This window comes from Cupriavidus sp. KK10, from assembly GCF_018223725.1.
Taxonomy (GTDB): domain Bacteria; phylum Pseudomonadota; class Gammaproteobacteria; order Burkholderiales; family Burkholderiaceae; genus Cupriavidus; species Cupriavidus necator.
Window position 1 is genome coordinate 4,212,262 of the sequence record NZ_CP073677.1, and the last position, 21,795, is coordinate 4,234,056.

Sequence of the window (21,795 nt, forward strand, 5' to 3'; positions counted from 1 at the left end):
TCGCATGAATTTGTCTAAGTTCTTTGTCGACCGGCCCAACTTCGCGGCGGTCATCTCAATCCTTATCTTCCTTGCCGGTGTGCTGGCCATTCCGAAGCTGCCGATTTCCGAATACCCGGAAGTCGTGCCGCCGTCGGTGGTCGTGCGCGCGCAGTTCCCCGGCGCAAATCCCAAGGTCATCGCCGAAACCGTGGCCACGCCGCTGGAGGAGCAGATCAACGGCGTCGAGAACATGCTGTACATGTCCTCGCAGGCTGCCAGCGACGGCGTGCTGACGCTGACGGTCACGCCGTACAAGGACAACGTCGAGATCCAGTTGCCCGTGAACGTGCAGGGCCGCCTGGCCGACCTGGACCAGTTCGAGAACATCATCGTCAAGCGCAAGGGGGGCGTGGTCACTTACCTCAGGGACGTAGCGCGCGTGGAGATGGGCGCGAGCGAGTACGCCCTGCGCGCGCTCCTCGGCAACCAGCAGGCGCTGGCGCTGGTGATCTTCCAGACCCCGGGCGCGAACGCTATCGACATCTCGAACAACGTCCGCGCCAAGATGGCCGAACTGAACAAGCACTTCCCCGATGGCCTGGAGTACCGCATTGCCTATGGCCCGACGACGTTCGTACACGATTCGATCAAGGCGGTTATCCATACGCTGCTCGAAGCCATCGTGCTGGTGGTGATTGTCTTCCTGCAGACCTGGCGCGCGGGGCACCCGCCTACTCCACCGGACAGGCGCAGGCGGCAATCACGCGCATCCTGAATGACACGCTGCCGGGCGACATGGCCTTTGAATGGACCGAGTTGGCCTACCAGCAGATCCTGGCCGGCAACACTGTGCTGATCGTGTTCCCCATCTGCATTCTGCTGGTGTTCCTTGTGCTGACCGCGCAGTACGAAAGCCCGTTCGTGCCGCTGGCCATCATCCTGATCGTCCCGATGTGCCTGTTCTCGGCCATCGCGGGGGTCTGGCTGACCGGCGGGGAGAACAACCTCTTCACGCAGATAGGGTGCTTTGTGCTGATAGGACTGGCCTGCAAGAACGCGATCCTGATATGCGAGTTTGCCCGAGAACTGGAAATGCAGGGCAAGGACACGCTTGCGGCAGCCATCGAGGCTGCGCACCTGCGCCTGCGGCCGATCCTGATGACGTCGATCGCCTTCATCATGGGGGTGCTGCCGCTGGTGCTGTCACATGGTGCCGGCGCCGAGATGCGCCACGCCATGGGAGTGGCCGTGTTCTTCGGCATGATCGGCGTCACGTTCTTTGGCTTGTTCTTGACGCCGGTCTTCTATGTCCTGATCCGGAACCTGGAAAAGCGCATCACGCGGAAGGAAATGGTGCAGAAGCATGTTGAAGCTTGAGCGATTGGCTGCCTCGGTCCTTGCTGCCGCTGCGGCTGTCGTAGCCGGTTGCACGAGCCCGGTAGGGCCGCAAAGCTCCGGTGTCGACGTCGCGCCGCGCTGGCAGACACTGGCGCCCGCGCAGGCGGACGCCGACCTAGTCGTCAGCCACGACGATGCACAGGTCGACCAGCAATGGTGGTCGCATTTCCACGACGCCGCGCTGGAGGCGCTGATCCGTGAGGCGATTGCCGGAAACAAGTCGCTGGGAATTGCGCGGGCACGGGTAGAAGAGGCGCGGGCAGCGCGGCTGCAGGCGCAATCTGCGCTGGCCCCGGAGGTAACCGCCGTGGCGAGCAGCGAGCGCGGAAATCGCGGGCTGCTGACCAACGACAAGTCGGTCACGGTGAACCAGGTGGCCCTATCGGCGGCATGGGAACTGGACCTGTTTGGCCGCAACCAGGCCCGCACGGCACAAGCGACAGCGATCCTCCAATCGACCGAAGCCAGCGAGCAGGCCGTGCGCGTGGCGCTGCTGGCGGAGGTGGCGCGCACCTACTTCGAGTTGCGCAACCTGGACCGGCAGATCGAACTGACGACCAGCAACCTGGAGACGCAGCGCAGGACGCTGAAGCTGGTGGAAGCCCAGCTGCGCGGCGCGCTGGTGAGCAACTTGGACGTGCAGCGCGCGGCCGCGCAGACTTCGACGACCGAGTCACGCGTGCCGTCGCTCCGGGCTGCGCGGGACGCCGCGGCTAACCGGCTGTCCGCGCTACTCGGTCGGACGCCGGGCAACCTGAAGGAGGTGGCCGCAGCGCCGCAGCCGCCGCTCGACGGGCGTATCGTGGTTTCGGCCCCGGCCTCAGTGATCGCCACGCGGCCGGATGTGCGGGTGGCGGAGCGACGCTTCGCCGCTTCGATCTCCGCACGAAAGGCGGCGGTCGCAGAACTGTTCCCGAAGATTTCGCTAAGCGCGCTGTTCGGCGTGCAGGACGCCACGCCGTTCTCGTCAACGCCGTGGGGGATCGGCATCGGGCTGGTGCAGCCGGTGCTGAATTTCGGTCGCATCCGCTCACAGATTGACGCTGCCGATGCGCGGCAGACGCAAGCCTTCCTGGCATACCAGCAGGCAGTGCTCGATGCACTGGAGGACATGGAAAGCGCGATGTCGGCCTACCTGAACGAGCAGTCGAGAAACACGTTGCTCGCAGCGGGCGTGGCCCAGAATCGGCGCGCGGCCGAACTGGCGCGAGCGCAGTACCGTTTCGGTTATGTGGGCTTGCTGGACGTGTTGGTGGCCGAACGTGATCTTCTCGACGCAGAGTCGCGACGGGCTACGTCCGATGCGAGCCTGCGGACGAACCTCGTGCGAATTTTCGCTGCTGCGGGCGGTGGTTGGGAGGTTGAAGAAGATACCCACTAAACTCGTTGCGCCAGCGGTCACCGTTCCGTGCTGGGTAGAAACGGCGCTCTATTGGAATTCGGTTAGTGGCATCTAAGCCAACCCATAGAGCTCGGATGAAGTCGCCGACTTAGAATTTGCTAGCTCACTTGGACATGTCGCAGACATCGACATTCTTCAGCGTCAGGGTCAGCTTGCTTCCCTTGGTTACAGAAATGGTCTGTCCATAGCTGACTGTCGGCATGAACTGAATGTCAGGTGCCACAGCCACCGGCGGGTCCTTCGCGCCATCGATGGTCAGGTCGAGCTCCACGGTGACCGAGTCAAAGGAGCCCTGCTTTCTTGCCTCAGCATCTTTCTTGAATGCGCACAGTCCGGCGGCGACTTGTTGCAGGGCGGTGGGGATATCAACCGGTTTGCCTGGCGGAATTGGCGCCGTGTTACACCCGGCAACGATCAGCGCGGCGAAAGCTGGAAGCAAAGGGAGGTGGGTGCACATCAGGATTCCCCAGCGGCACAGTAGGGAGATAAGTCTGCATCGGCCTCTCGCCCGCTTCCGTTCACTTTCGAACCGACATCCATGGATGCGCCCGTGTCAGGACCGCGCCTGCGATTCCAGCGGGGCTGAACCGCGGCCCGAAGGCAAAGGAGCAGCGGCTTTGCCTCCCGCGCGAGATCAGCGGCGTCCGTTCCGCGTCGTCGTTCCTGGTCAACCTGAATATCGGATTGCGCGTGGGGAAGGGCGTGCTGCTCTTTGCCGTGGTGCTAGCGAGCTAGCCCAAGGCCGTACTCGACCCGTTGCTGCCGTTAAGCTTCGAACTTCCGACGGCAGCAATGCCGCGATTGCGGACGTTAAAACGAAGAAGTCCCTCGCGCGATAGCGTTATTTCGTCTGCTTGGTTTAATTGACGCGCTGCAAAAGGGCGGGTAACTTCGACGTGTACAACCGTACGAAATACGTTCCGTACAAACCGAAGCTGGTAGTGCGAGCTTACGGCACGATACGGATCGATTGGTAACGTACAAAAAGGGACCCAGCATGTCCGCTCGCTCAGCATCGTTAAGCATTGTTTTTGTCCTCAGCACAGTACTGTCGGCTTGTGCAACGACCACAACTGATGACAATGTCGCAAAAGAGCAGGTTGCCGCGGCGACGCGCGCCTGGATCGACGCGATGAGCAGCCACAATCAGGAACAAGTTCTCGCACTGTACGACCCCGAGGCCGTGCTGTGGGGCACCACGTCTCCTACGATTCGTGACAATCCTGAGAGCGTTCGCGAGTATTTCAATTTCCTGCGTACGGCGCCTCCCTATTACAAGGGAATCCTTGGTGAGCAACGTATCCGTGTGCATGATGACATGGCCATCAACACCGGCACATATACCTTCGTTGGACCGGCCGTCGACGCGGCTGGTAAGCCGGTGAGTCGTCCTGCGCGATTCAGTTTTGTCTATCGGTATCGCAACGGGCGATGGCTGATTGTGGATCATCACTCGTCCGCAGTACCAGCACCTGCTGCGCCAACAAAGTAAACCGCCTAGCCACTTTGACAAATGGCGGCGAGCGGCTTCTTCCCGTGTATTGCTGCCGCTGGCAGCGCGAACATCACCGGCAGCAACTGGCCGGGAAGAGCCCGATTGTCGCGGCGATCCTACAAGCTGGCGCCAGTCAGTATGTGGGATATGCCTTCCCGAGATCCCAGCGTGATTGCCAATGCTCGATGTACTGGCGTGAAACTTCCGGCATGTCTCGAATGACGACCACATTCTCGGAGTTGGCGGTCTCGGCGGACGGCGCGAAATTGAAGGAGCCCGTTTCGACCGTGTTGCCGTCGACGATAGTCGTCTTGTCGTGATGGATGTGGAAATCGTCGTTGGTCCGCAGTTCCACACCGTTACGGGTCACGAAGCCCATGGCTGCTTTGTGTTCCAGATGTGCCAACGGAGCGTGGCATGCTCCGTATTCTGGTGCCCGTACATCTGGCTCAATCCTGAGCCCCATACCGTCAGAGTTCATGGGTATTGCTACCGAGCAGATATTTTTCAATGCGAGAATCGGGAAAAAACCATATACCAGCCATCAAGGTCAGTATGAAAAACGAAGCTACGCTGCTGAAAAAACTGGCCAGGATCGCTAATGCGTAGATAGGGATGGAGAGCTTCCCTTTGAGGTCGTTTCCGATGGCTTGCCCAAGTGCGGAATGTTCGCCGTCATACTTGATGATGAGTCTCGTGAGCAGTGAGTAAGAGACGGCGCACATGAACAGGACAAATGCATACATTGCCGTCGGTGTCTGCGCGAAGGCAGACTTTCCGGTCCAGGTGGTGGTGAATGGAATCATGCTTAGCCAAAACAGCAAGTGGAGGTTCGCCCACATAATTTTGCCGTTAATTCCACGGGCAACTTTAAACAGGTGATGATGGTTGTTCCAGTATATTCCGACGTAAACAAAACTTAGTACATAGCCGAAAAAATTAGAGGAATTATTAAGGATGTCTTTAAGCGAAAAGCCTTCCGGAACCTGTAGTTGAAACAACATGAGTGTCAAGCTTACGGAAATGACACCATCGCTGAATGATTCAAGCCTGTTTGTGCTGATGCTCATGATGTCATTCACTCATCTGAATTGGTTGCGAAATGCCATGCGCGCCATATATGCGACGGGAAGTATAAATGGAAGGACACTCCAGAATCCGATCGTCACATAGAGGGATGCACCCAGGAAAGCCCCGATCACAAAGCCGATCACAACACTTGCGCTTTTGAGAAGATCCTGGAAATTGGTGCGTGTCCTGGCACGCAGGTAATTCGACAGATCGATACCCAACTGGGTGGTGTTCCCGGTCATCATGGTGCTGGGGCTGATGTACTTGATCAGTGTCTTGCTGGCAGTATTTCGGACGGCAAGCGCGACAAGGCCGAGGCCTCCAGTCAAAGCAAGGCCCGCGCCATCCGGATTATCGAACGGTTCGAGATACAGGCCGGCGACCATGAAACCCAGCAAGAAGGTCGCTTCAGCAATAAACAGCCAACCTAAGGTCTGGTGGGTCTGGTGGGTCCGCTGGTTGCGGTCAATCAGCATTTTGCTGATGATGACAGTGACAATGAAGAGTGGTATGGCGCCGAGCTTAATCCATAAGCCGGCCCCACCTTTGACGAATGCCGCTCCCGCGAGCACGAGGTTTCCGGTGACGTGTGCGGTGAAGAAGCCCAGCAGCGCAATAAAGCCAATCGTGTCGATGGCGCCGCCCACAATAGTAAGAAGGATTGGTGCTTTGCATATTTCCCAGAGACTGGGGTTTTCGTTTGTTTCTGTATTGTCTGATGCGTTGACGTTTGCGCTCATGGTTGAGATCCATCCTGTAGCAGGGGCATGCCCGCGGGGGAAGGCCCCCGCGGAGGGGGCGATCATGCGATCAGTGCGTTGGCGACGATCGCTGCCGCCGCTACTCTGGACGTGCTGATGGCCAGCCAGCATCCCAGCAGGAGGGCGCCGTTGGCTACGCTTCGACCTGGAATCATCTTGTGCGCTCCGAGGGATGACTGGTGGCAGACATGCATCAGCGCTCGACGACCGGCGCGTGCACGGGAGCCAGCGATTCGTGCGTGGTTGCCGTGCGTGGCGCGGCCTTGTGGACCATCGTATAGGCATAGTCGACCCCCATGCCATAGGCGCCCGAGTGTTCCTTGGCCACGGCCATCACATCGTCGTACGTTTCGCGGTTCTTCCAGTCGCGTTGCCATTCCAGCATGACCTGTTGCCAGGTCACGGGCACCACGCCTGCCTGGACCATGCGCTGCATGGCGTAGTCATGGGCTTCCTTGGTCGTGCCGCCCGATGCGTCGGCCACCATATAGATCTCGTAGTCGCCCTCAAGCATCGCGCACAACGCGAAGGTAGTGTTGCAGACCTCGGTCCACAGGCCGGCCACGACGATCTTCTTGCGGCCATTGGCGGCCAGCGCGTCGCGCACCTTCTGGTCGTCCCAGGAGTTCATCGAGGTGCGTTCGAGCGTTTTCTTGCCGGGGAAGACGTCGAGCAGTTCGGGGTAGGTATAGCCGGAGAATGAATCGCTTTCGACCGTGGTAATGGTGGTCGGCACATCGAAGATCTTCGCTGCCTTGGCCAGGCCCACGACGTTGTTCTTCATGGTCTGGCGGTCCATCGACTGCACACCAAAAGCCATCTGGGGTTGGTGGTCGATGATGATCAGTTGGCTGTTGCGCGGGGTCAGGACTTCCAGTTTGGCGTTCGACATGGTGCTCTCTCAGATGAAATTTATTCAATGATTCTGGGTTCTTTGCGTGGCGACGCTTTGTCCGCTCTGTTGCGTTGTCGCGCCATCAATGTGAAGAACTATAACGAAGGAAAGTGCGGAAACAGCCAGCCTGAATTGTAAATATAGTTCAAAAAATTTGATGATCTGTGGAGTGAGATCCTGGCTCCGGTGAGCGGTTTGATTCCTGGAACTCGCGAGCGTGGCGGCTCCGATAACTTGGAGTCGATTGAAGATGACCGCTAGCGGCGTGGCACCAAACGAACCAATCAAAGTCGGTCAAGTTAGCATTCGGTACCGGATTGATCTTCGCCCGCCCTCCAACCTTCTTCCGAAGCTACTCAGGCGCCATCTGCGGGTCGTGCGGCCCCCATGGAGATGCCGTAATATTCCGAGGGACCCGGACACACTGGGTCCTGGCGGCAACGAAACTCGACCTTCCCTTCCTGCGGGCCGCCACCACGCCGAACCCGTTCCTGACCTAGTCCAATGTGCAAGTTTCGACATGACCACACTCTTCGCCGCAAGAGCGGCCTGCCTTGGCGAGTGGGGGGGGCAGGGAGAGAGCGACACGCCTGCGGCAGGGCCTACCGCACTCTGATGCTGCTTCTACTTGCGGGACTCAGTGCCTGCGGGTCGCTTCCTCACAATGCTCCGCGCAATCTGCCTCAGGCCGCGGCTGGCAGCGCATCCGCGGCCTTGCGCGAACCCACCGACATCGCCGGCCAGACAACCGTCGCCATGTCGTTCTCTGGCGGTGGCACGCGAGCCGCAGCCTTCGCCTTCGGCGCTCTGCAGGGGCTCGACGCCATGAGAAGTCCTGGGGGCGCGTCCCTGCTCGACGACATCGCGTTCATCAGCAGCGTGTCCGGAGGCTCCATCACCGCGGCGTACTACGGTCTGCACGGCAAGGACAGCCTGGCGACCTTTCGATCAGTGCTCTTGAAGGACGGAGAGGCGGGACTTCGCTTCAGTCTGCTGAATCCGGTCAACCTTGCGCGCCTCTTCGCGGGGGGCCTCAACGATCGGGAAGATCTCCGGACATGGCTCGACGAAGACGTGTTCAAGGGCGCGACGTACGCCGACATGTTCCGCCGCGGCAAGCCAATCGTTTGGATCAACGCCACAAACGTCTACTACCGGGTCGCGTTCCCGTTCAGCCAGCTGGCATTCGATGCGCTATGCAGTGATCTCGCGAGCTTTCCCGTTTCCGAGGCCGTCGCCGCATCCATGGCGGTCCCGCTCTTCTTCGCACCGATCGTCCTTCAAAAATATCCCGAGGCTTGTAGTGCACCGCTGCCGAGCCTTGACCACGTCCAGAGGCCTGGGCAATCGCTGCTGCTTGGCGCGTTGGCAACCGCCGTTCGCGGTCACCGGGACACTTCAAAGGGAAAGTACATCAAGCTGGTCGACGGCGGGGTGACCGACAACTACGGCCTGGCCACCATTTTGCAAACGCGTCTGCTGCTGGGCACGGCTTACGGTCCCATGAGCGAGAACGACGCGATCAATGTGCGGCGGCTGCTTTTCATCGTTGTTGACGCCGGTCAGGGCCCGCGCGGCGATTGGAACCGAAGCCAGGGTGGCCCATCCGGAATCGAAGTCGCCAGCGCGGCCATCGACGCGGCAATGGCGACCAACGTTCGAATGAGCTATGACGCCTTCGTTCCCATGATGCGGCAGTGGCGCGACGACCTCGTGGCGTATCGGTGTGGGATGCCGCATTCCCGGCAGCAGGAGATCGCTGCACGCCGCCCAGGCTGGCGGTGCGATGAAGTCGAATTCTTCGTCACGCGGATCTCGTTTGAGGCCCTCGACAAGGAGCGTGCTGCAAGTCTGAACGATCTGCCGACCAGACTTCGTCTGCCCGAGAAGGACGTCGATCGCCTGATCGAGGCGGGAAGGGATGCCATCCTTGGCAACCCGGTGATCCGTGAGTTCGAGCGCGAATCGACCGAGGCGCGATAGTCCCGCGGCACGCGGCGTGGGTGAGGCCGCGTTCTTGCTGCTCGGCCGCGGCGCTCTGGCGGAGGTGTCCGGCATGGCGAGAACGCCCGATATTCCGTTCATGCCAGCCGTCCTCCGTGCACCGGTGCACCGCCCACCGACATGTCGGCGCACAGAATCGTCCCGGTGGTCGACTCGGTCATGAATAGCGTGGTGCCCTCGGTGCCGCCAAAGCACAGATTGGTCAGCGATGTGCCGCCGGGGCTACGAATCACCTCCACAGGCTCGGCGCGATGGTTGAGCACCCAGACATAACCAAGTCCAGGATTCGCCACCAGCAGATGGCCATCCGATCTCATTGCCAGACCGTCGGGGCCGCTCGGGCCGTAAGAGGTAAAGAACTGCCCGACCTTGCTGACCGAACCGTCGGCCTGCAACGGCACGCGCCATACGCTGTTCCCGCGGGTCATCGCGACGAACAGCACCTTCTCGTCAGGCGAGAGGACGACACCGTTCGGGCTCGGTGCGTTGTCCAGCAGGACGTCCAGCTTGCCGTCGGGCGTCAGCCGATAGACGCGGCCGGTCGGATCGTGCAAGCCGGTCTGGCCCTGGTCAGTGAAGTAGAGATTGCCCTGCGAATCGAAGGTCAGGTCGTTGACGCCTCGGAAGCGTTCCGAATTCCTACGCTCAAGAAACGGGGTTACGGTTCCCGACTTTGCATACAGACGCACCAGGCCGTTGCGATAGTCAGTGATCAGGAAATCACCGCTGACCAGGCGCTTCATGCCATTCGGTTCACCGTCGTACTCGGCAACAAGCTCCCAGTCGCCCTGCATCGAAACACGGAAAATGCGACCGTAGGGGATGTCCGTCACCCAGAGATTGCCATCGGCCCAGACCGGCCCCTCCAGGAATGAGTCGATCGTCGCCCCGCCGCGATTGGCATGCGCCCACGCGTTGTCGGGGTCGTGCCGACGGAACGACTCCGGAAGCCGCGTGAGCACCTGTGCATCGCGTACGGCCGGTTGCTGAAGTAGGAACATCGCCGCTCCTGGTTATTGCTTCTCAATATGCGCCTTTTGCGCAACCGTTGCCCATTGTGCGGTTTCGCGCTGAATCAACTGCGCGAACGCGGGGCTGTCCAGGTTGCCTGGCTGCGACCCCATCTGCGCAAGGAACGTCTTCATGTCGGGCGCCTGGAGCGCCTTCTGGATTTCCGTTTGCAGGCGCGTAATGACATCGTTCGGCGTGCCCTTTGGCGCGGCAAGGCCTGACCAGTTGAACAGGCTGAAGTTGGGTACACCAGCTTCAGCGAACGTAGGGACGCTCGGGAACACATCCACCCTGGTCTTTCCACTGATGCCCAGCAGACGCATCTGATTACCCTTGACCGGCGCCAGCGCGGTCGGGGTCGACACGACCAGCAGATCCACGCTACCGGACAGCAGCCCGACCATGGCCTCACCAGCCCCCTTGTACGGCACATGCATCAGCTTGATACCTGCGGCCTGTTGGAACGCCTCGGCAGCAAAATGCGGCGAACTACCGGGGCCGCCGGTGCCAAACGTCACCTCTCCCGGATGCGCCTTGGCATAGCTGACGAGGGAAGCCAGGTCCTTGAAGCGCGAATCGGCCTTGACGCCAAGCACCACCGGCGAAAATGCGAACGGCGCGATAGGGACCAGAGCTGTTTGATGGTCCCAGTTCAGCTTCTTGAAGACATAGGGGAGCGTGGTATAGGAGTTGTCGTTCGCCAGAAGCGTGTAGCCATCGGCGGGTGCGTTGACAACCTGGGACGTGCCGATCGTGCCGGACGCGCCCGGCTTGTTCTCCACGACGAAGCTCTGCCCCGTCTGCACGGTGAGCTTCTGTGCGACCTTGCGCGTCACGACGTCGACGGCGCCGCCGGGAGGATTCGGCACGATGATGCGGACCGGTTTGTCCGGGTACGCCGCCACGGCGGACAGGCTGACAAGCAGCGTCGTTGCTGCCACCAGGCAGCCAATTGTTCGAGAAAACACCTTTGTCTCCTTGTGCTGCGGGAGAGACCTAACTGTCCGTCGGGTCCTCCCGCGACACTTCTGTTCTAGTTGATGACGCAGCCGTGCGTCGGTCAGGCCGGCGTAGCCACGCCTTGCAGCACCGCCAGGACGTTCTTTGCTGCCCCAACGCCCATGTTCACGTACGCCGCGTTGCTGACGCCGCCGATGTGCGGCGACAGGATCAGGTTGGGAATGTCGCGGAACGGATGCGGCACGGGCATCGGTTCCACGGCAAAGCTGTCCAGGCCAGCGGCATACAGTTTGCCGCTCTGCAGGGCTTCGGCCAGTGCAGGCTCGTCGATGAGTCCGCCTCGTGCCGTATTGACGAGGATCGCGCCGTCCTTGAACGTCGCCAGTGTTTCACGGTTCAGCATGCCACGGTTCTCTTCCGTCAATGGGCAGTGCAGCGACACCACGTCCGATTCCCTGAACAGCCGAGGCAGGTCGACAAGCGTTACGCCTTCCGGGACCGTCGTCGCATAAGGATCGAAAGCGGTGACATGCATGCCCATCGCCACACCAATCACGGCGGCGCGGCGGCCGATCTCTCCGAGCCCCACGATACCGAGCGTGCAACCGTTCAGTTCGACGGCCTTGTAAGTTGCTTTGTCCCAATGACATTGGCGCATGCGATCGTTGAGATGTGGAACAGCTTTGGCGCACGCAAGGATCAGCGCCCAGGCATGTTCAGCCACGGCGGCGGCATTGGCCCCGGCCGCGGCGGCCACCTTGATGCCGCGCGCCTGCGCGGCGGCTTTATCGATGGTGTCAGTTCCAGTGCCGTGTTTCGAAATCACTTTCAAGGCTGGTGCGGCGTCCATGACTTCAGCGGTTATCCTGCCGTAGCGCACGATAATGCCGACCGGGTTGTGCTCCTTTGCCAGTGCTGCAATATCGGCGGTCTGGGGCGTTTTCCCCGCGAATACGATCTCATGGTCATCCAACAGCGCGAGGGCTTCCGGCGCGAGGTCGGCACCCGTGACGATAATGACTTGCTTGTTCGTCACAGTGCTTCTCCCTGCTTCAGGACGCCCGCCGTCACCAGCGATGCCAGCAGCCAGGGCGCGGTGGTATTGCCTTCCTTGATCTGGGCAATGCGCTGGGCTTCCGCGTCTTCCTTCTTTGCCGCGGCATCGAGCAAGGCTTCAATCTTCTCGCGCTCCACCACTACCAGGCCATCGGCATCGCCGCAGATGTAGTCGCCGGGGTTCACCGTGACGCCACCAACAGAAATGGGGTGTCCAATGCGCCCGCCAACTTCCTTGGTGGGGCCGTTAGGGTTCGTGCCCACCGAAAAGACCGGGAACTGCATTTCCTCCAGCTCGAGGCTGTCGCGGACCGCGCCGTCGATGACGACACCAGCAAGGCCGCGCTGGCGAGCGGCATGCATCATGATCGTTCCCATCAGCGCAGAGGTCTGGTCACCTTTGCCGTCGACGACCAGAACATCGCCCGGCTGCGCCAGCGCCAGCGCTGCGTGGATCATCAGATTATCACCGGGGCGAACCTCGACAGTGAAGGCGGGCCCGGCGACTTTCATGCTCGGGCGCAAGGCCCTGATCCGGCCATGCAACGCACCGCGGCGTCCGCCGACATCGGAGAGGATCGCCGGTTGGAACTTGGCAGCCCGCGCCACGATCTCGGCAGGCACGCGCTCAAACGATTTGATGATGTTGGGCAAGGTCATGATGGACTCCAGGCAATATGAAATAGATGGGTAGATAAGGGCGTCAATCCAGCTTCGTGCCGGAGGCCTTGATGACCGATGCCCAGCGTCCGATGTCCTGCTTGATCAGCGCACTGAACGCCTCAGGCGTGCCAGTCAGCACCGATGCACCTTGCTCGTCCAGCTTGGTGGCAAGCGCCGGAGACTTGAGCGCCTTGTTGAACTCGGTATTCAGGCGCACCACGATGTCCTTCGGTGTCGCGGCAGGCGCGACGAAGCCGAACCAAGTCGCGGTATCAAAGCCGGGATAGCCCAACTCGGCCACGGTCGGCACCTGAGGCAGGTCCTGCAAACGCTTGGGAGACGTCACCGCGAGCGGCCGCATCCGGTTGTTCTTGATATGCCCGAGCAACGTAGGCACCGAGGCCATGTAGAGATCGACTTGTCCGCCCATCAGGTCGTTGACCGCCTGCGCTGCGCCCTTGTAAGGGACATGGGTGAACTTCACCTTTGCGGTCGTTTGAAGCAGCTCACCGCCAAGGTGCGCCACCGTTCCGTTGCCCGGAGAGGCGAAGTTGATGGCGCCGGGCTTTGCCTTGCCCGCCTGGATCACGTCCTTCAGCGTCTTGTAAGGCGAATTGACATGGGTCACCAGCACGAGCGGCGCGGATGCCACCAGGCTGATGGGTGTCAGATCCTTCAGTGGGTCATATGGCAACCGTTCATACAGCGAGGGATTGATGGCAAGGTTGCTGGTCTGCCCCATGACGATGGTGTAGCCATCGGCCGGCGCCTTGGCTGCCGCGTCCACCCCGAGGTTGCCACCGGACCCTGGCTTGTTCTCCACCACAAAGACCCAGCCGGTCGACTTGGCAACCGTATTGGTGACTTCTCGCGAAATGATGTCCGTGCCCCCGCCGGCGGGAAAAGGCACGATGACCCGGATGGGCTTGGTGGGGTACTGCGGCGCGGCTTGGGTCGTGGCGGACGCCAGAACCAGACCTGTTGCAAGCACGAATATGCAGCGACGGGAAATTGCCTTCATTACTGTCTCCGAATCTCGGTTTCGTTGTGATTCCGATTGTGATCGACCGTTTCACGGCATACAATGGCGTTTCATACTGTGCACCCCGTTTCGTTCTATGAATGCGAATAGTGACCCAAAGGGCGCTTCAAGGAGCGACGATGGCGCTGGGGGCGTCATTGCGGTCACCCGCGCCCTGCGCGTACTCGAAGCGTTCGGGGTGAACGACCCCCAGCTCTCACTTGCCGAACTGAGCCGGCGGACCGGCATCCACAAGACCACCGTGCTGCGGCTGGCGCGCACGCTGGCGGCGGACAACTATCTGGTGCAGAAGGAAGACGGCAACTGGCGGCTCGGCCGCGCAGCAGGGTGGCTGGGCGCGTGCTACCAGGCAACCTTCAACGTTCAGGAAGTGGTGGAGCCGGTGCTGCGGGAGCTGACGATCAAGACCGGCGAAAGCGCTTCGTTCTACGTCCGGGAGGGACAACAGCGAACCTGCCTCGTCCGGGTCGAAGGACCGCAGGCCATCCGGCATCACGTCAGGATCGGGGCGGCACTGCCGCTGGACAGCGGTTCGCCAGGCCGCGTCATCCTGGCGTTCTCAGGCGAGCCGGGCGAGCTTTATGAAATGATCCGCCGCCGTGGATTTCATCTGTCGCTTGGCGAGCGCGAGGCCGAAGTCTCGAGTGTGTCTGCACCGGTGTTCGGATTGCACTGGCGGCAGCTTGGCTCCATGTGTATTTCAGGACCGACTTCCCGGCTAAGCGAAGAGCGTTTGCTGGAGCTGGCACAGACAGTCGTCGACGCGGCGAACAAGCTTTCGTATGCCATGGCAGGCAGTCAACGGCCTGCGATGCAAATTGAAAGGCCGTCGACCTGGCACCCTTGATATTGCAGATGTGGGGCATGAAGAGCCGATAGAAATCGTAGATGACCTCTGTCAGTCGCGAGCCGGTCGTCGCTTTTCGACCCGTTGCCGCCGCTCAGGCCTCCGTGACGGCAAAGTCCGCTTTCATAGCCTAGCCGCCGTTCAAGCGGGGACGCGTTAGTCGATGCGGCGGAACTCTGCTCTTACCCTGTTCGGCTGCCACATACTGGTGAACAGCGACCAATTGCCCAAGTGGTCCTCGTCCATGACGGTCTGGCATCGGGGCGTCGATCAGCAGCCCCATCTTCGTCCACGACTCGTCATTTCAGATTCACGCCCTGTCCGGGTATTTGGTGCGAAAGCGCGCCAGCAGGCTGGGCAGGTGCGTGCTGGTAGAAATGGTCTCGGCGGCTGCGGCGAAGTAGCGGAACTGCAGCAGCGTAGTCTCGTCGGCGATCCTTTCCGGTGCCTCGCGAGACCTGGCCATGTCCATCCCTCCGCTATATGTTTTGTGGATATCAGGTTTTGGAATTTTTGATTTTACGATGGCGCGGGCGCTTCCTACACTCCTCCGGACAAAAGAAGCATGCGGAGACAGACATCGTGAATACCCCACTATCGCCAACCTGCGCGAATCCCTGGCCGCGGCCAGCCTGGACGACAAGGACACCCTCAAAAGAGGCCGCGTCTACTTGAGCGGCACCCAGGCGCTGGGGCGACTGCCACTGCGGCAATAGGCCCGCGACCGGGCCGCGGGATTGAATACCGCCGGCTTTATTCCGGGTACCGGAGCTCGCCGCTGGGCGGGCTCCATGACGGCCGTCTGGCGCGGCTGAAGGGCTTGCGCGACACCGCCTTCGGTATATTCGGCAGGCCTACCGAACGGCGCGCAGAGCGGCAACTGATTGCCGAGTATCTCGCCACGGTGGAGGAGCTTGCGCAGTCCCTGAGCGACGGCAAACTTGACACTGCTGTCGCAATGGCTTCACTACCAGACGATATTCGCAGTTTCGGCCATGTGAAGGAGGTCAATATGCAGAAGACGGCGCAGCGGCGGACGGCGTTGCTGGGCCAATTTCGCAGTGGCGCGTTGAGTGCTGCTGCCTGACTCCGGCCGCAGCAGAACAGTTTCCTGTGGCAGGATCGAGCGCGTCCGGCTTGGCGGTGGTGGGGCTTGCGAAGGCGCGCCGCTCTTTGGCAAGTAGCACTCCACCCTTGTAAGGCACCCGCCCCGGCGACACTACCGCGGCGGCCAGGGCCGTATGGCCCAACATCCTCGGAACACTGAAAAATGAGTACGGAAAATCAACTACAGTTCGTTGTAGAGCCTCATCCCGGGCCCACCCCCGCCGATGAGATCGCTGCCAAGTTGGCAAATCCGACGTTCGGACGCATTTTCACAGATCACATGGTCACGATCCGTTGGACCGACGGTCGCGGCTGGCATGACGCCAAGGTCGAAGCACGCCGTCCTTTCCAAATCGATCCCGCCTGCGCAGTACTGCACTACGCGCAGGAAATCTTCGAGGGCATGAAGGCATACCGTGGCGAGGACGGCAAGATCTCGCTGTTCCGACCACAGGAGAACGCAAGGCGTTTTCGCGCCTCTGCTGCCCGCATGTCGATGGCCGACCTGCCCGAGGCCACATTTCTGCAAGCCGTGGAAGCGCTCGTCGATATTGACCGCGCCTGGATTCCAGGTGGCGATGGAAGCCTCTACCTGCGTCCATTCATGTTCGCCTCGGAGAATTTTCTCGGCGTGCGCGCGTCGGCCGAATTTGTATTTTGCGTGATTGCTTGCCCGGTCGGCCCGTATTTCAAGGCCGGCAAGTCGGCGGTGACCGTATGGGTTTCGGATCGCTACACCCGAGCGGCCCCAGGCGGCACCGGCGCGGCCAAGTGCGGCGGCAACTACGCAGCCAGCCTGATCGCGCAGACCGAGGGCTCGGCCAATGGCTGCGACCAGGTCGTGTTCCTTGACGCTGCGGAGCACCGCTGGATCGAGGAGCTCGGGGGCATGAATGTTTTTTTCGTGATGGATGACGGCTCTCTGCGCACGCCCCCATTAACAGGGACAATCCTGCCGGGCATTACGCGCGCTTCGATCATCGAACTGGCCAGGCACGAGGGTATTCCGGTCAATGAAACAGCATACGACTTCGAGACGTGGCGCACAGATGCAGCCAGTGGCAGGGTTAAGGAAACTTTTGCCTGTGGCACGGCCGCGGTCGTCACCGCCATCGGGCAGGTACGTCACGCTGGTGGGGAGTTCACGATCGGCAATGGTGGGGAAGGCGAAGTTACGCAACGCCTCCGTTCGTTGTTGACCGGCATCCAGCGCGGCAAGATCGCCGACCCGTTCGGATGGGTTCATCACGTCGATTGAGACCGGCGTGTTTGACATCAGCGGCGTGCAAGGAATCGGAGGGCCGTGCGCGCCGCGTTGATTCGGTTTGACGTCTGTCCCCGTGGCCTGGGCGGTCCGGGTAATTCCAACAAATACCGGGACCGGGGCGCGACCTGCGTGCCGGCAAGCCGTGCCGTCGACCCCGGCAGCACGCTGCCCGGATGCCTTCGCGCCCGCATGACTCGTCGCCATCTCCGGCGCGGGCCCGTGCGATCGCTCGGCAGCACATGCAGGAGACACCTATATGAGCTTGTTCCGAACCAAAGACATTGACGCCATGCTGGTGGACAGACGCGTTTGCAGCCTGAAGAAGGTGCTGGGTCCGGTGGACCTCGTGCTGATGGGCATCGGTGCCATCATCGGCACCGGCATCTTCGTGCTGACCGGCACCGGCGCTTTGACCGCCGGCCCGGCGCTGACCGTGTCTTTCGTCATCGCGGCCATGGCCTGCGGCTTCGCCGCGCTGTGCTATGCCGAGTTCGCCTCCGCCATCCCGGTGTCGGGATCGATCTATACCTATAGCTACGCGACTCTGGGCGAGATCATTGCCTGGATGATCGGCTGGGACCTTCTGCTCGAATACGGCCTGGCTACCTCGGCGGTGTCGGTGGGCTGGTCGGGATACTTCCAGTCGCTGGCGGCGGGTTTCGGTCTGCATTTGCCGGCGGCGCTGACGGCGGCTCCGGGGGCTGTGCCGGGCGTGCACACCTTGTTCAACCTGCCGGCCTTCCTAATCATGCTGATCACCACTTGGGTGGTGTCGTGCGGCGTGCGCGAGTCGGTCCGTCTCAACAACCTGATGGTGGCAATCAAGATTTCGGTGGTGGTGCTGTTCATCGCGGTCGGCGTCTGGCATGTCAAGCCGGCCAACTGGCAGCCATTCGCGCCGTTCGGGGTATCCGGCATCTTCAATGCGGCGGCGCTGGTGTTCTTCGCCTTTATCGGCTTCGATGCGGTGACCTCAGCCGCCGAGGAAGTGCGCAATCCGCACCGCGACCTGCCGGTCGGCATCATCGGCTCGCTGACGGTCTGCACAGTGCTATACGTGATAGTCGCGGCCATCATGACTGGCGTCGTTCCCTTCGCCAAGTTCGCCGGCATCGACCATCCCGTGTCGCTGGTGTTGCAGTACGCGGGACAGAACTGGGTGGCTGGCTTTGTCGACCTGGGCGCCATTCTCGGCATGACCACGGTGATCCTGGTAATGACCTTTGGCCAGACTCGCGTCATCTTTGCCATGTCTCGCGACGGCCTGCTGCCCGCCAAGCTGTCGTCGGTCCACCCGGTGCACGCCACCCCATTCTTTGCCACCTGGACCGTCGGCATCGTGTTCGCGATGATCGCCGCATTCGTGCCGCTCAATGTGCTGGCCGAGTTGATCAATATCGGCACGCTCTCCGCCTTCACGCTGATCTCGATCGCGGTGCTGGTGCTGCGCCGGACCCGTCCCGAGCTGCCGAGAGCTTTCCGCTGTCCCGGCGTGCCGGTGGTTCCGCTGCTATCGGTGGGCTTCTGCCTGTTCCTGATGGCGCACCTTCAAGCGCTGACCTGGATCGCTTTCCTCATTTGGCTGGGGATCGGCCTGTCGATCTACTTCCTGTACGCGCGCCGCAACGCGGTGCTGCACGGTGGCACCAGGTAGCACGCGGTGCTGGCCGTAAGAGTCCCGAGACACGGTAAGCGGATGTGGAAGCCGACCTTGGAGTAAGCGAAAACCCCAGCCCCGCCCGCACCGAGAAACTGGGTAAGATGCCAACCCGGCGCCGGCGCGACAAGATCGCCCGCAGCCGAACGGGATTGGGGCTCCCCGCCCCATCAACGCCGCACCGCACTGTAACCCAGGCGGTGTGTCAAGGAAGGCAGAGCTACAGCTTTGCATTCCCCACGTCATGGAGAAGAAGTTGAACGACCGTACCCACGCGGCGGCCGCTGTCCGCCTTTTCGGCACCTGCGAAGGCCTGTCCCACGAGCGCGTGACGCTCGCGACTGATCCGGAATCCGGCCTGCAGGCCATCATCGCCATCTACAACACCAGACTGGGCCCCGCCTTCGGCGGCTGCCGGTACTGGGCCTATCCCGCCGAAGTCGACGCGCTGTCCGATGCGCTGCGCCTGTCACAGGGCATGGCCTACAAGAACGCCCTCGCCGGGCTGCCGTTCGGTGGCGGCAAGGCGGTGATCCTGCGTTCCCCGGCGCAGACCGACCGCCAGCAACTCTTCCGCGCCTTCGGCCGCATGGTCGAGTCGCTGCAAGGCAGCTATATTACGGCCGAGGACGTCGGCACGACGGTGGACGACATGCGTGCCGTCCAGGCCGAGACCCGCTACGTCAGCGGCATGCCGCGCGACGGCGGCTTCGGCGGCAATCCCTCGCCGTGGACGGCATACGGCGTGTTCGTCGGCATCGAGGCGGCGGCGCTGTATCGCCTGGACCGCAAGTCGCTCGCCGGCTTGTCCGTGGCCGTCCAGGGACTGGGTTCGGTGGGCTGGGAGCTTTGCCGCCGTCTCCATGAAGCGGGCGCCACCCTGACCGTGGCCGATATCGACGCCGGCCGCACGACGCAGGCGCAACAGCAGTTTGGCGCCCGCGTCGTATCGCCGGAAGCCATCACAGCCGTCGACGCCGATGTATTCGCGCCTTGCGCGCTGGGTGCCGTCATCACCCCGGCCGTGGCCGAAAGCTGCCGCTTCCGGGTCGTCGCCGGCGGGGCAAACAATCAACTCGCTTCGCTCGCCGAAGGCGACACCCTGCACCAGCGCGGGATCTTCTATGCCCCCGACTTCCTCATCAATGCCGGCGGCATCGTGAGTTGCGCCCGGGAATACCTCGGCGGTGTCGACGAATCGGCCCTGCGCGACGAAGTGGCAGGCATCCGCGAACGGGTGCTCAGGCTGGCGCAACGCGTGGAGTCGACCGGCCAGGCGCCGGCGCGCGCGGCGGTGACATGGGCGCACGAGGTGTTGTCGCGTGGCATCGGGCCGAACTGAGCGTCACGTCGACCAGGAGGAAGCCGATGAACGAATTCCCGAAGCCCCACAGTTCGACCAGCGCCAGCGACAAGCTCGTCATCCTTGATACCACCCTGCGCGATGGCGAACAGTCGCCTGGCGCGGCAATGACCGTCAGGCAGAAGATCGCGGTCGCGGAATATCTCGATGCCCTGAACGTCGATGTCATCGAAGCTGGCTTTGCAGCCAGCTCGGATGGGGACCATGACGCCATCCGGGAGATTTCCGGGCAAGTGAAGGGCAGCGTGATTTGCTCGCTCGCCCGTGCCAATGAGCGCGATATCGAGCGAGCCGCCAATGCGTTGAGGAGCGCGAGAAGATCCCGCATCCACACCTTTATCGCCACGTCGGCGTTGCACATGGAGAAGAAGCTGCGCATGACCCCGGAGGAGGTGTATCTGCGGGCGTGCACTGCCGTCCGCTTCGCGCGCCAGTTTACGGACGACGTGGAATTCAGCCCCGAGGATGGGAGTCGATCGGACCCCGATTTCCTCTGTCGCGTGATCGAAGGGGTCATCAAGGAAGGGGCGACCACGATCAACGTCCCCGATACCGTTGGCTATGCCATGCCCGTCGAATTTGCCGAGGGACTGCGGAAGCTTCGCGAGCGCATTCCCAACTCCGACAAGGCCATATGGTCGGTGCATTGCCACAATGACCTCGGCCTGGCGGTTGCCAATTCGCTGGCGGCCGTCAAGTACGGTGGCGCCCGGCAGATCGAGTGCACCATCAACGGGCTTGGCGAACGCGCAGGCAACGCGTCCCTGGAAGAGGTCGTCATGGCGGTAAAGACCAGGCGTGACCTGTTCGGACTTGACGTTGGCGTGAACACCACGCATCTGGTCGCTGCCTCCAGGGCCGTTGCCGAGGCCACGGGGTTCATCGTTCCGGCGAACAAGGCGGTGGTCGGTGCCAATGCCTTCGCACATGCGTCAGGCATCCACCAGGATGGCATCCTGAAAGCCCGTGAGACCTATGAAATCATGCGGCCGGAAGATGTTGGATGGGACAAGGGCGCGCTCGTGCTCGGCAAGCTTTCCGGCCGGAATGCTTTCAAGCACAGGGTTCAGGAACTCGGGCTGCATTTTCCCGACGACGAAGGGCTGTCCGCTGCCTTCGCCCGCTTCAAGGGACTGGCGGATACGAAGGCCGCGATTACCGATGACGATCTGAGGCACATTGCCCTCGGCGTGGCGGAATCCAGTACGGTCGGCGCTTCATAAGCGCTCCCGGCCACGCCGCCGGGAGCTACCGCAGGCGGCGCTCAAGACAGCGCCGTCTGCTTCCCGAACGTCGGGACAAGCCGACGCCAAAGCTCCGGTAGCCGCGCGAGGCGCGCAGCATGATTGACCACCAGCAGCGCCGTCGCCACCGTCTTGCCCGGATTGGTGATGGCATGGGCGACGTCCGCGCCATAGCGGGCGGTCTACCCATGTTTCAGCCTCTCTTCTTCCCCGCCTGAGCGCACCGTCATTGACCCTGACTGGACCGACAGGTGCTCGGGTTACCCCAGGGGGTCCCATGCCCGCTTCCGACATCGCCCTCCACGACCCGCTATCGGCATGCCGCGCCCGGGTGATCGGGCAGGCCAATGAAGGGAGGCGCTTCTAACAATCGGATGACCGGTTACGGGGCGGAGCCGACGCGTGAACGTCCGAATGACGACGCATGTGAATGGCGGCTTGTGGCCTTGAACGGACCGATGCCCGCCGCTAGAAGCTTGTCACGTCCGGGCCAAAGGCGACCGGCCTTCGGCCGACCTGGATGCTGAGGTCCATATAAACGCTGCTAGACTTCGGACGAAGCCCCTCGCT

At 61.8% G+C, this 21,795-nt stretch carries 20 protein-coding genes and 4 pseudogenes; 12 read left to right on the forward strand and 12 right to left on the reverse strand.

Annotated elements, in window-relative coordinates; translation table 11 throughout:
* Positions 1-4 precede the first annotated feature (4 nt).
* The 3 genes and pseudogenes from KB879_RS40420 (at position 5) to KB879_RS19665 (ending at position 2,761) form a co-directional block, all read left to right on the forward strand.
* The gene (locus KB879_RS40420) at positions 5-757 is read left to right on the forward strand and encodes an efflux RND transporter permease subunit (protein WP_371827366.1); all 753 of its coding nucleotides are present in this window, start codon (positions 5-7) and stop codon (positions 755-757) included.
* Positions 718-1,359 (forward strand): annotated as a pseudogene (locus KB879_RS40425) (efflux RND transporter permease subunit); the annotation flags it as partial. The gene KB879_RS40420 and the pseudogene KB879_RS40425, both read left to right, overlap by 40 nt.
* Entirely contained in the window at positions 1,346-2,761 is a 1,416-nt protein-coding gene (locus tag KB879_RS19665; RefSeq protein WP_211979631.1) for an efflux transporter outer membrane subunit, read from the forward strand. The pseudogene KB879_RS40425 and the gene KB879_RS19665, both read left to right, overlap by 14 nt.
* Before the next feature lie 124 nt (positions 2,762-2,885).
* Here KB879_RS19665 and KB879_RS19670 read toward each other — a convergent pair whose 3' ends face one another.
* The gene (locus KB879_RS19670) at positions 2,886-3,239 is read right to left on the reverse strand and encodes a hypothetical protein (RefSeq protein ID WP_211979632.1); all 354 of its coding nucleotides are present in this window, start codon (positions 3,237-3,239) and stop codon (positions 2,886-2,888) included.
* A 540-nt stretch (positions 3,240-3,779) separates the two neighbouring features.
* Between KB879_RS19670 and KB879_RS19675 the strand changes: the two genes are divergently transcribed.
* Complete coding sequence (locus KB879_RS19675) at positions 3,780-4,274, forward strand: SgcJ/EcaC family oxidoreductase (RefSeq protein WP_013952089.1); 495 nt, start codon at positions 3,780-3,782, stop codon at positions 4,272-4,274.
* A 136-nt stretch (positions 4,275-4,410) separates the two neighbouring features.
* Here KB879_RS19675 and KB879_RS19680 read toward each other — a convergent pair whose 3' ends face one another.
* The 4 genes from KB879_RS19680 to KB879_RS19695 all read right to left on the reverse strand — a co-directional run bounded on the left by KB879_RS19680 (position 4,411) and on the right by KB879_RS19695 (position 7,001).
* Positions 4,411-4,758: a phospholipase D-like domain-containing protein gene (locus tag KB879_RS19680; protein WP_249221163.1), complete on the reverse strand. Its 348-nt coding sequence runs from the start codon at positions 4,756-4,758 to the stop codon at positions 4,411-4,413.
* Entirely contained in the window at positions 4,748-5,347 is a 600-nt protein-coding gene (locus KB879_RS19685) for a TMEM175 family protein (protein WP_013952091.1), read from the reverse strand. Before KB879_RS19685 ends, KB879_RS19680 begins: the two co-directional genes overlap by 11 nt.
* 12 nt (positions 5,348-5,359) lie before the next feature.
* Positions 5,360-6,088: a YoaK family protein gene (locus KB879_RS19690; RefSeq protein WP_013952092.1), complete on the reverse strand. Its 729-nt coding sequence runs from the start codon at positions 6,086-6,088 to the stop codon at positions 5,360-5,362.
* Between the two features lie 214 nt (positions 6,089-6,302).
* Positions 6,303-7,001: a hydrolase gene (locus KB879_RS19695; RefSeq protein WP_013952093.1), complete on the reverse strand. Its 699-nt coding sequence runs from the start codon at positions 6,999-7,001 to the stop codon at positions 6,303-6,305.
* A 717-nt stretch (positions 7,002-7,718) separates the two neighbouring features.
* On the opposite strand from KB879_RS19695, the gene KB879_RS19700 reads away from it, so the two are divergent.
* Positions 7,719-8,987, forward strand: coding sequence for a patatin-like phospholipase family protein (locus KB879_RS19700; RefSeq protein WP_049800632.1), 1,269 nt, complete (start codon positions 7,719-7,721; stop codon positions 8,985-8,987).
* A gap of 98 nt (positions 8,988-9,085) precedes the next feature.
* On the opposite strand, the gene KB879_RS19705 is transcribed toward KB879_RS19700, so the two are convergent.
* The 5 genes from KB879_RS19705 to KB879_RS19725 form a co-directional block, all read right to left on the reverse strand.
* Positions 9,086-10,009 carry an SMP-30/gluconolactonase/LRE family protein gene (locus KB879_RS19705; RefSeq protein ID WP_013952095.1) on the reverse strand — a complete coding sequence of 308 codons (924 nt, stop codon included), beginning with the start codon at positions 10,007-10,009 and terminating at the stop codon, positions 9,086-9,088.
* 12 nt (positions 10,010-10,021) lie between these two features.
* Positions 10,022-10,987, reverse strand: a complete 966-nt coding sequence (locus tag KB879_RS19710) for a tripartite tricarboxylate transporter substrate binding protein (RefSeq protein WP_211979633.1) — start codon at positions 10,985-10,987, stop codon at positions 10,022-10,024.
* 92 nt (positions 10,988-11,079) lie between these two features.
* Positions 11,080-12,015 (reverse strand): hydroxyacid dehydrogenase, encoded by a 936-nt coding sequence (locus KB879_RS19715; protein WP_211979634.1) that lies wholly within the window; start codon positions 12,013-12,015, stop codon positions 11,080-11,082.
* Positions 12,012-12,695, reverse strand: coding sequence for an RraA family protein (locus KB879_RS19720; RefSeq protein WP_013952098.1), 684 nt, complete (start codon positions 12,693-12,695; stop codon positions 12,012-12,014). The genes KB879_RS19715 and KB879_RS19720 overlap by 4 nt, the downstream gene beginning before the upstream one ends.
* A gap of 43 nt (positions 12,696-12,738) precedes the next feature.
* A complete protein-coding gene (locus tag KB879_RS19725; protein ID WP_211979635.1) occupies positions 12,739-13,719 on the reverse strand; it encodes a tripartite tricarboxylate transporter substrate binding protein in 981 nt (326 codons plus the stop codon).
* Between the two features lie 97 nt (positions 13,720-13,816).
* Between KB879_RS19725 and KB879_RS19730 the strand changes: the two genes are divergently transcribed.
* Positions 13,817-14,587 (forward strand): IclR family transcriptional regulator, encoded by a 771-nt coding sequence (locus tag KB879_RS19730; RefSeq protein ID WP_211979636.1) that lies wholly within the window; start codon positions 13,817-13,819, stop codon positions 14,585-14,587.
* Positions 14,588-14,897: 310 nt separating this feature from the next.
* Here KB879_RS19730 and KB879_RS19735 read toward each other — a convergent pair whose 3' ends face one another.
* Positions 14,898-15,053 (reverse strand): hypothetical protein, encoded by a 156-nt coding sequence (locus KB879_RS19735; protein ID WP_211979637.1) that lies wholly within the window; start codon positions 15,051-15,053, stop codon positions 14,898-14,900.
* Positions 15,054-15,169: 116 nt separating this feature from the next.
* On the opposite strand from KB879_RS19735, the pseudogene KB879_RS40430 reads away from it, so the two are divergent.
* From KB879_RS40430 to KB879_RS19765, 6 genes and pseudogenes are all read left to right on the forward strand, one after another.
* A pseudogene (locus tag KB879_RS40430) lies at positions 15,170-15,377 on the forward strand (hypothetical protein); the annotation flags it as partial.
* A 30-nt stretch (positions 15,378-15,407) separates the two neighbouring features.
* Positions 15,408-15,674: a DUF6537 domain-containing protein gene (locus tag KB879_RS19745; protein WP_013952103.1), complete on the forward strand. Its 267-nt coding sequence runs from the start codon at positions 15,408-15,410 to the stop codon at positions 15,672-15,674.
* 183 nt (positions 15,675-15,857) lie between these two features.
* Positions 15,858-16,952, forward strand: a complete 1,095-nt coding sequence (locus KB879_RS19750) for a branched-chain amino acid aminotransferase (RefSeq protein ID WP_211979638.1) — start codon at positions 15,858-15,860, stop codon at positions 16,950-16,952.
* A 265-nt stretch (positions 16,953-17,217) separates the two neighbouring features.
* Entirely contained in the window at positions 17,218-18,615 is a 1,398-nt protein-coding gene (locus KB879_RS19755) for an amino acid permease (RefSeq protein WP_211979639.1), read from the forward strand.
* A 247-nt stretch (positions 18,616-18,862) separates the two neighbouring features.
* Positions 18,863-19,960 (forward strand): amino acid dehydrogenase, encoded by a 1,098-nt coding sequence (locus KB879_RS19760; protein ID WP_013952106.1) that lies wholly within the window; start codon positions 18,863-18,865, stop codon positions 19,958-19,960.
* Between the two features lie 26 nt (positions 19,961-19,986).
* Positions 19,987-21,189: pseudogene (locus KB879_RS19765) on the forward strand (2-isopropylmalate synthase); the annotation flags it as partial.
* A 134-nt stretch (positions 21,190-21,323) separates the two neighbouring features.
* Here KB879_RS19765 and KB879_RS39440 read toward each other — a convergent pair.
* A pseudogene (locus KB879_RS39440) lies at positions 21,324-21,482 on the reverse strand (cupin domain-containing protein); the annotation flags it as partial.
* Positions 21,483-21,795 lie beyond the last annotated feature (313 nt).

Bases quoted from the DNA above. Each gene is read 5' to 3' on its own strand.
- KB879_RS40420 (WP_371827366.1), top strand. From the start codon at position 5: ATGAATTTGTCTAAGTTCTTTGTCGACCGGCCCAACTTCGCGGCGGTC.
- KB879_RS19665 (WP_211979631.1), top strand. From the start codon at position 1,346: ATGTTGAAGCTTGAGCGATTGGCTGCCTCGGTCCTTGCTGCCGCTGCG.
- KB879_RS19670 (WP_211979632.1), bottom strand. From the start codon at position 3,239: ATGTGCACCCACCTCCCTTTGCTTCCAGCTTTCGCCGCGCTGATCGTT.
- KB879_RS19675 (WP_013952089.1), top strand. From the start codon at position 3,780: ATGTCCGCTCGCTCAGCATCGTTAAGCATTGTTTTTGTCCTCAGCACA.
- KB879_RS19680 (WP_249221163.1), bottom strand. From the start codon at position 4,758: ATGAACTCTGACGGTATGGGGCTCAGGATTGAGCCAGATGTACGGGCA.
- KB879_RS19685 (WP_013952091.1), bottom strand. From the start codon at position 5,347: ATGAGCATCAGCACAAACAGGCTTGAATCATTCAGCGATGGTGTCATT.
- KB879_RS19690 (WP_013952092.1), bottom strand. From the start codon at position 6,088: ATGAGCGCAAACGTCAACGCATCAGACAATACAGAAACAAACGAAAAC.
- KB879_RS19695 (WP_013952093.1), bottom strand. From the start codon at position 7,001: ATGTCGAACGCCAAACTGGAAGTCCTGACCCCGCGCAACAGCCAACTG.
- KB879_RS19705 (WP_013952095.1), bottom strand. From the start codon at position 10,009: ATGTTCCTACTTCAGCAACCGGCCGTACGCGATGCACAGGTGCTCACG.
- KB879_RS19720 (WP_013952098.1), bottom strand. From the start codon at position 12,695: ATGACCTTGCCCAACATCATCAAATCGTTTGAGCGCGTGCCTGCCGAG.
- KB879_RS19725 (WP_211979635.1), bottom strand. From the start codon at position 13,719: ATGAAGGCAATTTCCCGTCGCTGCATATTCGTGCTTGCAACAGGTCTG.
- KB879_RS19730 (WP_211979636.1), top strand. From the start codon at position 13,817: ATGAATGCGAATAGTGACCCAAAGGGCGCTTCAAGGAGCGACGATGGC.
- KB879_RS19735 (WP_211979637.1), bottom strand. From the start codon at position 15,053: ATGGCCAGGTCTCGCGAGGCACCGGAAAGGATCGCCGACGAGACTACG.
- KB879_RS19750 (WP_211979638.1), top strand. From the start codon at position 15,858: ATGAGTACGGAAAATCAACTACAGTTCGTTGTAGAGCCTCATCCCGGG.
- KB879_RS19755 (WP_211979639.1), top strand. From the start codon at position 17,218: ATGAGCTTGTTCCGAACCAAAGACATTGACGCCATGCTGGTGGACAGA.
- KB879_RS19760 (WP_013952106.1), top strand. From the start codon at position 18,863: ATGGAGAAGAAGTTGAACGACCGTACCCACGCGGCGGCCGCTGTCCGC.